This window comes from Halopseudomonas xinjiangensis, assembly GCF_900104945.1.
Taxonomy (GTDB): domain Bacteria; phylum Pseudomonadota; class Gammaproteobacteria; order Pseudomonadales; family Pseudomonadaceae; genus Halopseudomonas; species Halopseudomonas xinjiangensis.
Genome location: NZ_LT629736.1, coordinates 902,092 through 914,242, shown reverse-complemented (window position 1 = coordinate 914,242; position 12,151 = coordinate 902,092). Strand labels below are relative to the sequence as shown.

At 60.6% G+C, this 12,151-nt stretch carries 14 protein-coding genes; 8 read left to right on the top strand and 6 right to left on the bottom strand.

Going from position 1 to position 12,151, the window contains the following annotated elements:
• The first annotated feature begins 64 nt into the window (after nucleotides 1–64).
• The 5 genes from nth to BLT85_RS04090 all read left to right on the top strand — a co-directional run bounded on the left by nth (nucleotide 65) and on the right by BLT85_RS04090 (nucleotide 3,512).
• Nucleotides 65–700, top strand: a complete 636-nt coding sequence (gene nth, locus BLT85_RS04110) for an endonuclease III (protein ID WP_093391960.1) — start codon at nucleotides 65–67, stop codon at nucleotides 698–700.
• Between the two features lie 104 nt (nucleotides 701–804).
• Nucleotides 805–987, top strand: a complete 183-nt coding sequence (locus BLT85_RS04105) for a PA3496 family putative envelope integrity protein (RefSeq protein WP_093391959.1) — start codon at nucleotides 805–807, stop codon at nucleotides 985–987.
• Nucleotides 988–1,176: 189 nt separating this feature from the next.
• Nucleotides 1,177–1,365: a DUF2061 domain-containing protein gene (locus BLT85_RS04100; protein ID WP_231701576.1), complete on the top strand. Its 189-nt coding sequence runs from the start codon at nucleotides 1,177–1,179 to the stop codon at nucleotides 1,363–1,365.
• 82 nt (nucleotides 1,366–1,447) lie between these two features.
• Complete coding sequence (locus BLT85_RS04095) at nucleotides 1,448–2,752, top strand: hypothetical protein (protein ID WP_093391958.1); 1,305 nt, start codon at nucleotides 1,448–1,450, stop codon at nucleotides 2,750–2,752.
• Nucleotides 2,739–3,512, top strand: coding sequence for an MlaA family lipoprotein (locus BLT85_RS04090; RefSeq protein ID WP_093391957.1), 774 nt, complete (start codon nucleotides 2,739–2,741; stop codon nucleotides 3,510–3,512). Before BLT85_RS04095 ends, BLT85_RS04090 begins: the two co-directional genes overlap by 14 nt.
• Nucleotides 3,513–3,914: 402 nt before the next feature.
• On the opposite strand, the gene BLT85_RS04085 is transcribed toward BLT85_RS04090, so the two are convergent.
• Both BLT85_RS04085 and BLT85_RS04080 read right to left on the bottom strand, forming a co-directional pair.
• Complete coding sequence (locus BLT85_RS04085) at nucleotides 3,915–4,367, bottom strand: YcgN family cysteine cluster protein (protein ID WP_093391956.1); 453 nt, start codon at nucleotides 4,365–4,367, stop codon at nucleotides 3,915–3,917.
• A 1-nt stretch (nucleotide 4,368) separates the two neighbouring features.
• Nucleotides 4,369–4,632, bottom strand: a complete 264-nt coding sequence (locus BLT85_RS04080; protein ID WP_093391955.1) for a glutaredoxin family protein — start codon at nucleotides 4,630–4,632, stop codon at nucleotides 4,369–4,371.
• Between the two features lie 133 nt (nucleotides 4,633–4,765).
• Here BLT85_RS04080 and BLT85_RS04075 point away from each other — a divergent pair, with 133 nt between their 5' ends.
• A complete protein-coding gene (locus BLT85_RS04075) occupies nucleotides 4,766–6,094 on the top strand; it encodes a deoxyguanosinetriphosphate triphosphohydrolase (RefSeq protein WP_093391954.1) in 1,329 nt (442 codons plus the stop codon).
• Here the strand turns inward: BLT85_RS04075 and BLT85_RS04070 are convergent.
• The 4 genes from BLT85_RS04070 to BLT85_RS04055 form a co-directional block, all read right to left on the bottom strand.
• Nucleotides 6,081–6,932 carry a nitrate- and nitrite sensing domain-containing protein gene (locus BLT85_RS04070; RefSeq protein WP_093391953.1) on the bottom strand — a complete coding sequence of 284 codons (852 nt, stop codon included), beginning with the start codon at nucleotides 6,930–6,932 and terminating at the stop codon, nucleotides 6,081–6,083. The genes BLT85_RS04075 and BLT85_RS04070 overlap by 14 nt on opposite strands.
• A 19-nt stretch (nucleotides 6,933–6,951) precedes the next feature.
• On the bottom strand, nucleotides 6,952–7,356 hold the full coding sequence (gloA, locus tag BLT85_RS04065) for a lactoylglutathione lyase (RefSeq protein WP_093391952.1): 405 nt from the start codon (nucleotides 7,354–7,356) through the stop codon (nucleotides 6,952–6,954).
• 234 nt (nucleotides 7,357–7,590) lie between these two features.
• Nucleotides 7,591–8,808, bottom strand: coding sequence for an argininosuccinate synthase (locus BLT85_RS04060; RefSeq protein ID WP_093391951.1), 1,218 nt, complete (start codon nucleotides 8,806–8,808; stop codon nucleotides 7,591–7,593).
• Nucleotides 8,809–9,197: 389 nt separating this feature from the next.
• The gene (locus BLT85_RS04055) at nucleotides 9,198–10,049 is read right to left on the bottom strand and encodes a flagellar protein MotY (protein WP_157718118.1); all 852 of its coding nucleotides are present in this window, start codon (nucleotides 10,047–10,049) and stop codon (nucleotides 9,198–9,200) included.
• Nucleotides 10,050–10,183: 134 nt separating this feature from the next.
• On the opposite strand from BLT85_RS04055, the gene pyrC reads away from it, so the two are divergent.
• Entirely contained in the window at nucleotides 10,184–11,218 is a 1,035-nt protein-coding gene (gene pyrC / locus BLT85_RS04050) for a dihydroorotase (RefSeq protein WP_093391949.1), read from the top strand.
• A 26-nt stretch (nucleotides 11,219–11,244) separates the two neighbouring features.
• Nucleotides 11,245–11,931, top strand: coding sequence for a ribonuclease T (rnt, locus tag BLT85_RS04045; RefSeq protein WP_093391948.1), 687 nt, complete (start codon nucleotides 11,245–11,247; stop codon nucleotides 11,929–11,931).
• The last annotated feature ends 220 nt before the right edge of the window (nucleotides 11,932–12,151 follow it).

Sequence of the window (12,151 nt, the reverse complement as noted above, 5' to 3'; positions counted from 1 at the left end):
TGCCGGGTAGGATCCGCGCCCTCGCCGCGCTAGAATCGCGCATCGCCCGCGACGCCAAAAATCGATGAACAAAGAAAAACGCTACGAGATCTTCCGCCGCTTCCGCGAAGACAACCCCCACCCCACCACCGAACTCAAGTTCAGCTCGCCCTTCGAGCTGCTGGTCGCGGTGGCGTTGTCGGCGCAGGCCACAGACGTTGGCGTGAACAAGGCCACCGACAAACTCTTCCCGGTTGCCAACACGCCGGAGGCGATCTACGCCCTGGGCGTCGAAGGTCTGTCGCACTACATCAAGACCATCAACTTCTACAACACCAAGGCGCGCAACGTGATCGCTGCCTGCAAGATGCTGATCGACGAGCACGGCGGCCAGGTGCCGGAAAACCGCGCACAGCTCGAAGCGCTGCCCGGCGTTGGTCGCAAGACGGCTAATGTCATTCTCAACACCGCCTTCGGCCACCCCGAAATGGCCGTCGACACCCATATCTTCCGCGTCAGCAATCGCACCAATGTTGCGCCGGGCAAGAACGTGGTGGAGGTGGAAAAGAAGCTGCTGAAGGTCGTGCCGAAGGAATTTCGGGTCGACGCGCACCACTGGCTGATTCTGCACGGCCGTTATGTGTGCAAGGCGCGCAAGCCGCAATGCGGTAGTTGCCGGATCGAGGACCTGTGCGAATACCGCCACAAGACCAGCGACTGAGAATCTTCGAAATATCTATCGTCTGATTGAAAAATTTTATTTCCGCAGAATCTCGGCTGCCGCTATAAGGTGCGCAAATGGCATCTTCATTGTGGAGTTGAGTCATGGCCAAAGCGAAAACCGAGATCGAGCTGGACGACGAGGACTTTGTGGAAGAGGACGATGCGCCTGAGGCGGATCCCTCCCTGAATACCAAGGCCAGTCTCACCAAGCGTCGACTCATCGACAATTACCTCGAAGAGCGTCGCTTGCAAAAGCAGCTCTCCGATTACGACTTCGATCTGTGATTCCGTAAACCCCCGCTAGAGCGGGGTTTTTCGTCGGAAACGGGTTCGATATAGCGACACAATCAGGGTCATTGCACAATTCTGTTTCCGCGAGATCTTGCGGCACCCTATAGTGAATTCATCGGGAATGATTCCCATTAACCGAATTCAGGGGTGAACGCCGTGACCAAGACTATAACCTTCGCTGTCATGCACTTTTCCATCGCTTTTGGTGTCGTATACGCGATGACCGGAAGCTTGCTGCTCGGCGGAGCTGTCGCTCTGATCGAGCCGGCCGTGAACACCGTGGCTTTCTACTTCCACGAGAAGGCCTGGAAGCGGTTCGAAACCAGACGCAACAACAGTAGCAGCCTGCCGCCGCCCATTTTCCAGGCGTGATGGGCCGGCCTGGTTGTCATGCAGGTACCGTAGCCGCGCAAAGCCGTTACAGGTACGTTTGTCGAAACAACAGGGATAGCCCATGAAGCGTGTGGTTCTGAGTGTCAGTCTGGTATTCGCCAGCTTGTGGATGCCGGCGTTATCGGCGGATGATTTTTCCTTCAATGAATCCAATGCGTTCGTAGCCACCATCTCCGGCGCGCCCGCGGAGCAGATGGCCGAAGTACCGCGGGAAAGAGACGTTCAGCAGGAAGAACTGTCGGTGCAGGTTATTCCGGAGCGCGACCTGCCGCCTCTCATTTCGGAATTCGAACGTCTGCATTTCAATCTCGCCTGGCAGGATGAACCCGCCCCGCTGATGTTCCTCATCGCCGGCACCGGGTCCGGCTTCGACACCCAGCGCATGGACTACTTCAAGCGTCTGTACTGGGCCGCCGGGATGCACGTGATCGTGCTGTCATCGCCGAGCAATTACGACTTCATCGCAGCAGCGTCGACCACCGGTCTCCCCGGCCTGGGTTATCTGGACGCGAGAGATCTGCACACGGCGATGTCCCGAGCGGTGGACAAGGCTCGCGAAGAAAAGGATATCGAAATCACCAAGTATCACCTGTCCGGTTTCAGTCTCGGCGCACTGCACGCCGCCTTTGTCGGCGAGCTGGACTCTCATCTGGGTCAGTTCAACTTCGACCGCATCATGCTGATGAACCCGCCGGTCGATCTCTTCAACTCGGTGAAGCGACTGGATCGGCTGGCGTATACCGAGGTCGAGGGCGTCGATGGCGGCGACAGCTTCTACGAACACATTTTCGGCAAGCTGTCGCGCTACTTCGCCGCCCGTGGGGGCATCGATCCAGGTGCCGGTCTGTTCTACGAGATTCAGGAGTCCGGCGAGGCGTTGACCGACGAGGAACTGGCACTGTTGATCGGGGCGGTGTTCCGCTTCGCCGCGGCTGATTTGAATTTCATGGCCGATCTGATTTCCGGTGGTGGACAGTACGCGCCGCCGAAGGAAGAACTCACCGTGGGCACCTCCCTGACGCCATATCTGCGCCGCGCGCTGTTCTGTGACTTCGGCTGTTATATGGAAACCCAGCTCTGGCCCGACTGGCAGTCGCGCAACGCTGGCCTGTCGGTTGAAGACATGGCCTACCGCACCAGTCTGCAGAGCATCGACAGCTATCTTCGCGGTAATGAGCACATCGCCGTTGTCACCGCCGCGGACGATTTCATCCTCGGTCGTGAGGACTATTACTACCTGGCCGATGTATTCGGCGAGCGCGCCTTCCTGTACCCACGAGGGGGGCATGGCGGCAATCTTCAACATAAGGACGTCGTGAGCCGCATGCTGTCGTTCGTACAAGGAGCAGCCGATGATCAGCAATAAGCATCTGGCCGCGCTGGCCCTGGCCTGCGTCACGGTTTCCGCCACCGCTCAGGACCGCGAGATTCCGGAGTACCGCGATCCGCTCGAAAGCCTCTCAATCGATCGAAACGACAACACCGAGTTCCAGTTCGAACGCTCCAGCCTGAGAGCGCTGGATGTTCACGACCCGATTGAGGGGTTCAACCGCTACGTCTATCGTTTCAACGCCGAATTCGACGAGCGTGTGTACATCCCGGTGGTCCGCGGCTACGTAACCGTCACGCCGCGCTTTGTCCGCAGCGGTGTATCCAACTTCTTCCGCAACATCAACGACGTGCCCAACCTTGCAAACAGCCTGGCCCAGGGCAAGGTCGAGAAAGGCATGCGTACCACCGCACGGTTGCTGTTCAACAGCACGCTGGGTGTGTTGGGGCTGTTCGATGTGGCGGAGAAGATGGGACTGCCCCAGGAGTCGGAAGATTTTGGCCAGACCATGGGGTTCTATGGCTCGCCGGCTGGACCTTACCTGGTGCTGCCTTTCATCGGACCTTCGACCCTGCGTGATACCACCGGGCGGGTTGTCGACTGGGGCATTCACAGCGGCCTGGATCCGCTGCATGCCAGCGAGTTCATGAACGACAATACCTGGACCTATCCTCTGTACGCCATCGATCTGCGTTATCGCACCCCGTTCCGCTATGGTGCGCTGGATACGCCGTTCGAGTACGACCAGATTCGGTACCTGTATATCAAACTCCGGGACCTGCAGATTCAGCAGTAGGTCTGGCCCCGGGCGGTGCCCTCTGTAGAAGCGCCGCCCTTGGCGAGATGGGGTTTGATTTTGGGCGCGGAGTACATATTGGGCATCGCTTTCGCGCCCAGGTGCGCTCCTACCGCAGAACGTCCGGCCTGGGCTGTCGTAGGAGCGGGCATGACCGCGAAGGGTTTCCCAACAGCATCAACGCCGAATCGGGCGCAGACCCCATAGCGGGCCCAGTATGCGATTGCGGCTTGTGAGCCGGGCGGTTGGTTTCCGGTTTGCGGGAGGGGCGACCCGCCGTGACGGTGTTCGCTACGCGTCCTGTTCTGCGTGACTGGCCCGACCCGGTCGCCGCGAGTCGCGCCTCCTACAGCCTGCCGTGCGCATGGAATCAGTAGGAACGCCCCCTCGGCGCGATGGTTTTTAACCCACCCGGAAGATGATGTGCTCTTCCCAATCGTCTTCGGCAACCGAATCTTCGGCCAGCATGCGTCCGGACTGGGATATGCCGCTGTGGTGCACGGCCTGGCGGTCCCCACACACCAGATGATGCCACGGCGGCAAATCTTCGCCCTCCGCCACCAGACGATAACCACAGGTGGGCGGCAGCCAGCCGAAATCCTCGGCATCCTTGGGTGTTAGCTGAATACAATCAGGCACTTGCTGGCGGCGGTTCGCGTAGTTGCTGCACTGGCAGGACTTGCGATCCAGCAGCTTGCAGGCGATACGCGTGTAATAGATCGCCTGTGGATCATCCTCGTCTTCGAGCTTTTGCAGGCAGCAGAGTCCGCAACCATCACACAGCGATTCCCACTCGTCCTGATCCATCTCGGCGAGAGTCTTGCGTTTCCAAAAATCGGTCACTCGTTGCGCCATGTCAGCCCTCCTCCCCCAGTGCATCGCCCAGCCAATCGAGCAGCTGGCCAAGCGTGAACGGACCGTCACGCTCCTCGCCGGTGTCTTCACGACGCAGTACTGGAATGCGCAACTGATAGCGCTCCAGCAGGGTCTGATCGGTGACGATGTCGACCTCACGCACAGCTACGCCATTGCCCGTCAGCGGCCGGAGAATATAGAGCGTTTCCTCGCACAGATGGCAGGCCTGGGTACCGAACAGAGTGAGTTGCAGCGTGGTGGTCATGGCGGTCCGCGGGGGTGGAAAGGCGCGCATTCTAGCGCGTATCGATTCGCTACAGAACCGGCGCGAGCACTTGGGCGACGCTTGGCAGCGCCGGCGGCATCACACATACTCAACGGTCAGACGGGAGGACCGAATGGATTGGGAAACACTGCTGTGCCGCGAGCGCCTGGGCAAGCTGGCCGCCGCCAGCGATGAACTGGGGCGCACGCCCTTCCACAAGGACCACGACCGGGTCATCTTTTCTGGGGCGTTCCGCCGACTGGGCAAGAAAACCCAGGTGCATCCGGTCTCCAGTAACGACCATATCCATACGCGCCTCACCCATAGCCTGGAAGTCGGCTGCGTCGGTCGATCGCTGGGCATGCGGGTTGGCGAGATGCTGCGTGGCGACCTGCCCGAATGGTGCCAGCCGGCCGATCTCGGCGTGATCGTCCAGGCCGCCTGCCTGGCCCACGACATCGGCAACCCGCCATACGGTCATTCGGGCGAAGATGCCATACGCCACTGGTTCCATCAGGCCGCACGGCAGGGCTGGCTCGATCCTCTAACCAATGCCCAGCGCAGCGACTTTCTGAATTTCGAAGGCAACGCCCAGGGCTTTCGCGTGCTGACCGAGCTGGAATATCACCAGTTCGAAGGCGGCATGCGCCTGACCTATGCCACGCTGGGTGCCTATCTCAAGTATCCCTGGACATCGCGCCACGCTGACAGCTTGGGCTACAAGAAGCACAAGTTCGGCTGCTACCAGGCCGAGTTTCCGCTGCTTGAGCAGATTGCCGAGAAGCTCGGCCTGCCGATGCAGGAGGAACAATGCTGGGGCCGTCATCCGCTGGTGTATCTGGTCGAAGCAGCCGACGACATCTGCTACGGCCTGATCGATCTGGAAGACGGCATGGAAATGGAATTGCTCGACTATGCCGAGGTCGAGCGGCTGCTACTGGATCTCGTTGACGGTGACCTCCCCGAAACCTACCGCCAGCTGGGCCCTAAGGATTCGACTCGGCGCAAGCTGGCGATTCTGCGCGGCAAGGCCATCGAACATCTGGTCAACGCCGCAGCCCAGGCATTCCTTGAGCAACAACCTGCCCTGCTGGCCGGCACGCTGAAGGGTGATCTGGTCGAGCACATGCATGACAACGCCCGCCGCTGCGTGCTGGCGGCAAAGAACATGGCGCGGGAGCGTATCTTCCAGGACAAACGCAAAACGCTGCACGAGATTGGCGCCTACAGCACGCTCGAAACGCTGCTCGATGCCTTTTGTGGTGCAGTGAACGAGCTGCATGCCGGCGAGAACTTGAGCTTCAAGCACCAGCGCATTCTCGATCTGATGGGCAACAACGCGCCCAAGCAGGGCTGGGACCTGTATTCGAGCTATCTGAGAGTGATCGACTTCATTGCAGGCATGACTGACCTGTATGCGGCTGATATAGCTACGCGGATTCGCGGGATTACGCCTGGCTAGGCAGCTCGAGACGGTCCAGCAGCAAATCCACCAAGCCCAGCAAGCCGTTGATTGCCTGCGTAGCCGTGCGAAAGTAAACGGCGGAATGCACGCTTTTACCCGCGGCCGCAGCAAGTAGCTTGTCGATCAGATCCAGCAACAGATCCAGGCGGCGTTCGGTCTCCATTACGGCCTGATTGACCAATGGTCGTAACTCCGGATCTCCATCCAGCTGGGCCAGGCATTCATAGGGTTGCTTGCTGAGAAGTTGCCGCAGCCGAGCGAGCTCGTGCCGTTGGGAGGAGGTGTTCTGGCGGTGCGCAGCGATGCCGGTGCCGATGGCACGAGCCTTACCGACCAGCTCGGTGTGCTCGAGCAGTTCCAGCCAGCTGCCGGCCGGCGTCGCCGACAACGCGCCGAGGGGCACCAGATCGTGGGGGATGGCGATAGCCCGGACGACGTCGAGCAGGTGGCCTATCATCTGATGATGCAACACCAATACCGTCTCAGCCGGAGCCTTTTCTGCCTGGCTTCGCTGGATCTCATCCCACTCATGGGCGGCCTGTTGCCAGCTGTCGTACCACTTCAGGCTGGCTTCGAATTCCTGGGCTTCGGTCAGGATGGCGAGCACTTGCTGCTCAGAAGCCCAACGTTCCCCATCAAGGATCGACTCGCCAGACATCACGCCGAAGCAGAGGCCGCGGTGACGCTGCGTATGTTCCAGCAAGCGGCGCAACAGCTTGACGAGCTCAAACGCCTTGGCGCGCCCGCGCACATACTCGGCGCGCTTGCGCCGGCGCGCCTGATAGTACATGCCGAGGAAGATGAGCGAGACAACGGCAATCAGCCCAAGGTTCATGCCCTGCCCTCGCCTGGAATCAGCTGTTAGCGGCCGCGCCTGATCGGCCAGACAGCAACTCGATACGGTACCCGTTCGGATCCTCGACGAAGGCCAGCACACTGGTGCCGTGTTTCATCGGGCCGGGCTCGCGGACGACCTTGCCGCCAGCGGCCTTGATCTGCTCGCAGGCCAGGTAGACGTCCTTGACCTCGATGGCAATATGGCCGTAGCCGCTGCCCAGGTCGTAATGATCCGTGTCCCAGTTGTGCGTCAGTTCGAGCACGCTGTTCTCGGCTTCGTTGCCATAGCCGACGAAGGCCAGGGTGAAGCGACCGTCGGGATAATCCTTGCGCCGCAGCAACGTCATGCCCAGCACTTCGGTGTAGAAGGCGATGGATTTTTCCAGATCGCCGACACGCAGCATGGTATGGAGTATGCGCATGGTGTTCCCCCGTTTGCAGCAGAACGTTGCCTGCCAGATGAATGCAAAATCCAGGCCCGTAGGAGCGGACGGACCGTGTAGGAGCGGGCGGGGCCGCCCAGGCATGACCGCGAAGAAGAATGCACCAAACCCCTTCGCGCCCAGGTGCGCTCCTACAACAACCCCTCAGCCAAGCGCGGACCTTGTAGGAGCGGGCATGACCGCGAACAAGAATGCACGCAGCCCGTAGACGCCTTAGAGCAGCTTGCGACCCTTGCCCGCTGCAATGCGCATGCGCAGGGCGTTCAGCTTGATGAAGCCACCCGCATCGGCCTGGTCGTACGCGCCAGCATCATCTTCGAAGGTCGCGATGTTCGCATCGAACAGCGAATCATCCGATTTGCGGCCGGCGACGATGACGTTGCCCTTATAGAGCTTCAAACGCACCACTCCGTTCACATTGGCTTGCGATGCATCGATCATCTGTTGCAGCATCAGGCGCTCCGGGCTCCACCAGAAGCCGTTGTAGATCAGCTCGGCGTACTTGGGCATCAGGCTGTCTTTCAGGTGCGCGACTTCGCGGTCCAGACAGATCGACTCGATGGCGCGGTGGCCCTTGAGCATGATGGTGCCGCCGGGGGTTTCGTAGCAGCCGCGGGATTTCATGCCGACGAAGCGGTTTTCGACGATGTCCAACCGGCCGATGCCGTTTTCGCCACCGACCTTGTTCAGGTAGGCCAGCACGTCGGCCGGGCTCATGTCCTTGCCGTCGATGGCGACGATGTCACCGTTGCGGTACGACAGCTCGATGTAGGTTGGGGTGTCCGGTGCGGCTTCGGGCGACTTGGTCCAGCGCCACATGTCTTCTTCGTGCTCGGTCCAGGTGTCTTCCAGCACGCCACCTTCATAGGAGATGTGCAGCAGGTTGGCGTCCATCGAGTACGGGGACTTCTTCTTGCCGTGACGCTCGATCGGAATGTTGTGCTTCTCGGCGTAATCCATCAGCTTCTCGCGCGAGAGCAGATCCCATTCACGCCAGGGCGCGATCACTTTCACGCCAGGCTTGAGTGCGTAGGCACCGAGCTCGAAGCGAACCTGGTCGTTACCCTTGCCGGTCGCGCCGTGGGAGATGGCGTCAGCGCCGGTCTCGTTGGCGATTTCGATCAGACGCTTGGCGATCAGCGGACGGGCGATGGATGTGCCCAGCAGGTACTCGCCTTCATAGACTGTGTTGGCGCGGAACATCGGGAACACGAAGTCGCGGACGAATTCTTCGCGCAGGTCATCGATGTAGATTTCCTTGACGCCCATGGCTTTCGCCTTGGCGCGGGCAGGCTCGACTTCCTCACCTTGCCCCAGATCAGCCGTGAAGGTAACGACCTCGCAGTTGTGGGTATCTTGCAGCCACTTGAGGATTACCGACGTATCCAGGCCACCGGAGTAAGCCAGTACGACTTTTTTCACATCAGACATTACGCGCTCCCTTGAAGATTCGCCCCGCCGTCGCAGCCGCGCCGGCCAAAGGACGCCATTCTAGCGTCCGGGCGCTGTGATTGACAGGGGACGCCGAGCGCAGGGTAAATGCCGGTCGTCTAGGAGCGCACCTGGGCGCGAAGGGGTTCTGCGGATTCTTCTTCGCGGCCAGGTCCGCCCTTACATAAAGACAGCGATTTGCATCGTAGGAGCGCACCTGGGCGCGAAAGCGGAGGCGGGAAAAACGGCAACCGTGCAAGCTGCTTCGCGGTCATGCCCGCTCCTACATATAAAGACAGCGATGTGCGCCGTAGGAGCGCACCTGGCCGCGGGTCACGGAAGCACGGCAGATGTTTGGTGGGAGGCGCGACTCGCGGCGACCGGGGCCGTCAGGGCTTTTCCAGTCGCAGGGTTACGCGGCGGTTCTTGGCGCGGCCCACGGCTGTGGCGTTGCTGGCTACCGGATAGCGATCGCCATGAAACCGCATGGTGATCTTCTCTTCCGCTACGCCATGTTCGGTCAGGTAGCTCTGCACGGCCAGTGCCCGCTGGCGGGACAGCTCGCGGTTGGTCAGCCGGTCACCCACGTTGTCGGAATGCGCATCGAGCTGCACTGTCTCGATATCCGGATCGGCTTCCAGATAAGCCAGAGCAGTATCCAGCAAGGATTTCGCGCCGGGATCCAGCCTGGTGCCGCCGCTGGCAAAGCTCACGGCACTGCGGGATATCTGGTCGATGTTCATCGGCAACAGACCGCTGATGCAGTTCTGAAACTCGCTCCAGGCCTGCTTGTAGCCGATGCTGGACACCACCACCCGAACGGAATCGGGGGCATTCGCCCAGCCGGCGCGGTGAATGGTCGGCAGCAAGCCGTCAGCCAGGCCCGCGAGCATCTGGCCGGCCTGTTGGTAGGGCACTTCCAGCGTGACCGGGCCGTCCTTCACCGTCGCCTGTCCAAGCACGCGGGCGCGTCGATCACTGCGCCAGCTCGGCGCATCGTTATAGAGCTGGGCCTGGCCGGGCTGCATCAGATTGCTCCAGGCCTTGAGCTGAAAGGTCGGCCGCTCGCCCGCACGTCGCACGAAAACCGCCTCGCCGTAGCCAGTCACGGCCTGGCTCAGACGACACTCGAACTTGTCCCCGTCGACCGACCACTTGACCTCTTCCATGCGCGTCTGGAAGGTCATGGCCTGCGCCGGTAGGGCCAACGCGAGCAAAACAAGGGACAACAGTCGGGTCACAATCGGCTCCGGCATGAGAAGTGCTATGGACCTTAAGTCGGCTGGCTCGGGGAAAACTTTACCCTGCCGCCGGTGTGAAAGACGGGACGATTCCGGTAGCATTGCCGGCATTGCAACCGTCTGGAACTCCCTCGATGACCGATCGCCTGACTATCATCCGCCCCGATGACTGGCATATTCACCTGCGCGACGGCGAAGTGCTGCGCAACACGGTGAGCGATGCGGCACGCATATTTTCCAGGGCGATCATCATGCCCAACCTGGTCCCGCCGGTCCGCAACGGCGATGAGGCCCAGGGCTACAGGGAACGTATCGAGGCCGCACGGCCTGCTGGCTCGATCTTCGAGCCGCTGATGGTGCTGTACCTGACGAACCAGACCAGCCCGGAAATCATCCGCGCCGCCTACAGCAAGGGTCAGGCGATTGCCGCCAAGCTGTATCCGGCCGGCGCCACCACCAATTCCGGTTCCGGTGTTACCGCACTCGAGCACATCTACCCTGCCCTGGAAGCCATGGCCGACGTCGGCATGCCTTTGCTGGTCCACGGTGAAGTGACGCATTCCGATGTGGATATCTTCGATCGCGAGAAAGCCTTCATCGATCAGCAGCTGATCAAGCTGGTGGAGCGCTTCCCGACACTCAAGGTGGTGTTCGAGCACATCACCACCGCTGACGCGGCCGAGTTCGTGAAAGGCGCATCGGATCGCATCGGCGCGACCATCACGGCCCACCACCTGCTATATAACCGCAATCATCTGCTCGCCGGTGGCGTCCGCCCGCACTTCTATTGCCTGCCGATCCTCAAGCGTCAGCGTCACCAACAGGCGCTGTGTGACGCCGTGGTATCGGGCTCGAACAAGTTTTTCCTTGGCACCGACTCGGCACCGCACGCCCAGCATGCCAAGGAGACCAGTTGCGGCTGCGCTGGCTGTTATACCGCTTATGCGGCCATCGAGCTGTACGCCGAGGCGTTCGACTCGCTCGGCGTGCTCGACAAGCTGGAAGCCTTCGCCAGCTTCAATGGCCCCGACTACTACGGTTTGCCCCGCAATACCGACACCATCACCCTCGTCCGCGAGAGCTGGACCGCGCCGGATCAGCTACCCTTTGGAGATCATATGGTCATTCCATTGCGCGCCGGCGAGACTATCAACTGGCGAGTGGAATAGAACCCGCCTGAAGCAAGGGATCGCCTGTGAGCGAATTTGACTACGACAGCGAAAACGATCAAGACGAGCTTGACGGTGCACCTGCGCCATCCAGCCACAAGACGCCCATCGCCTATCGCTTCCGTGGCTTCCTGCCGGTGGTGGTCGATGTGGAATGTGGTGGGTTCAATTCGGCGACCGACGCCTTGCTGGAGATTGCCGCAACCGTCATAGCCATGGACGAAGATGGCATGGTCTACCCCGACCAGACCTACTTCTTTCGCGTGGAGCCCTTCGACGGCGCCAACATCGAACCGGCGGCGCTGGAGTTCACCGGCATCAAGCTGGACCATCCGCTGCGCATGGCAGTGAAGGAAGAGCATGCGCTGACCGAAATCTTCAAGCATGTGCGCAAGGCGGTTAAATCGGCCGGCTGCAAGCGCGCCGTGCTGGTCGGTCACAACGCCTTTTTCGACCTCGGTTTTCTGAACGCCGCCGTCGAACGCACCCAGATCAAGCGCAACCCGTTTCACCCGTTCTCCTGTTTCGATACCGCCACCCTCGGCGGTCTGGCCTACGGGCAAACCGTCCTGGCCAAGGCATGCGCCGCGGCGGGTATCGAATTCGACGGTCGCGAGGCCCATTCGGCCCGCTACGACACGGAAAAGACCGCTGATCTGTTCTGCGCCATCGTCAATCGTTGGCGCGAGATGGGTGGCTGGCCTCCAGTCTGACCTTTCAAATGCCCCGCTTCATGCGGGGCATTTTCCATCCGATTCAAGCACATAGCCGGCATGGCAACTTGCCCTCGCCGGCCGCTGCGGTTATTTTCCAAGACCAGCGGAATCGTCCGCTACACTTTGTCTGTGATCCAGACACTTGACCAACCCGGTCGTGAACGGAAACCAGCGTCGAAACATGTCGCTGGTGGATAACCAGAAGAAGGAGTCACCC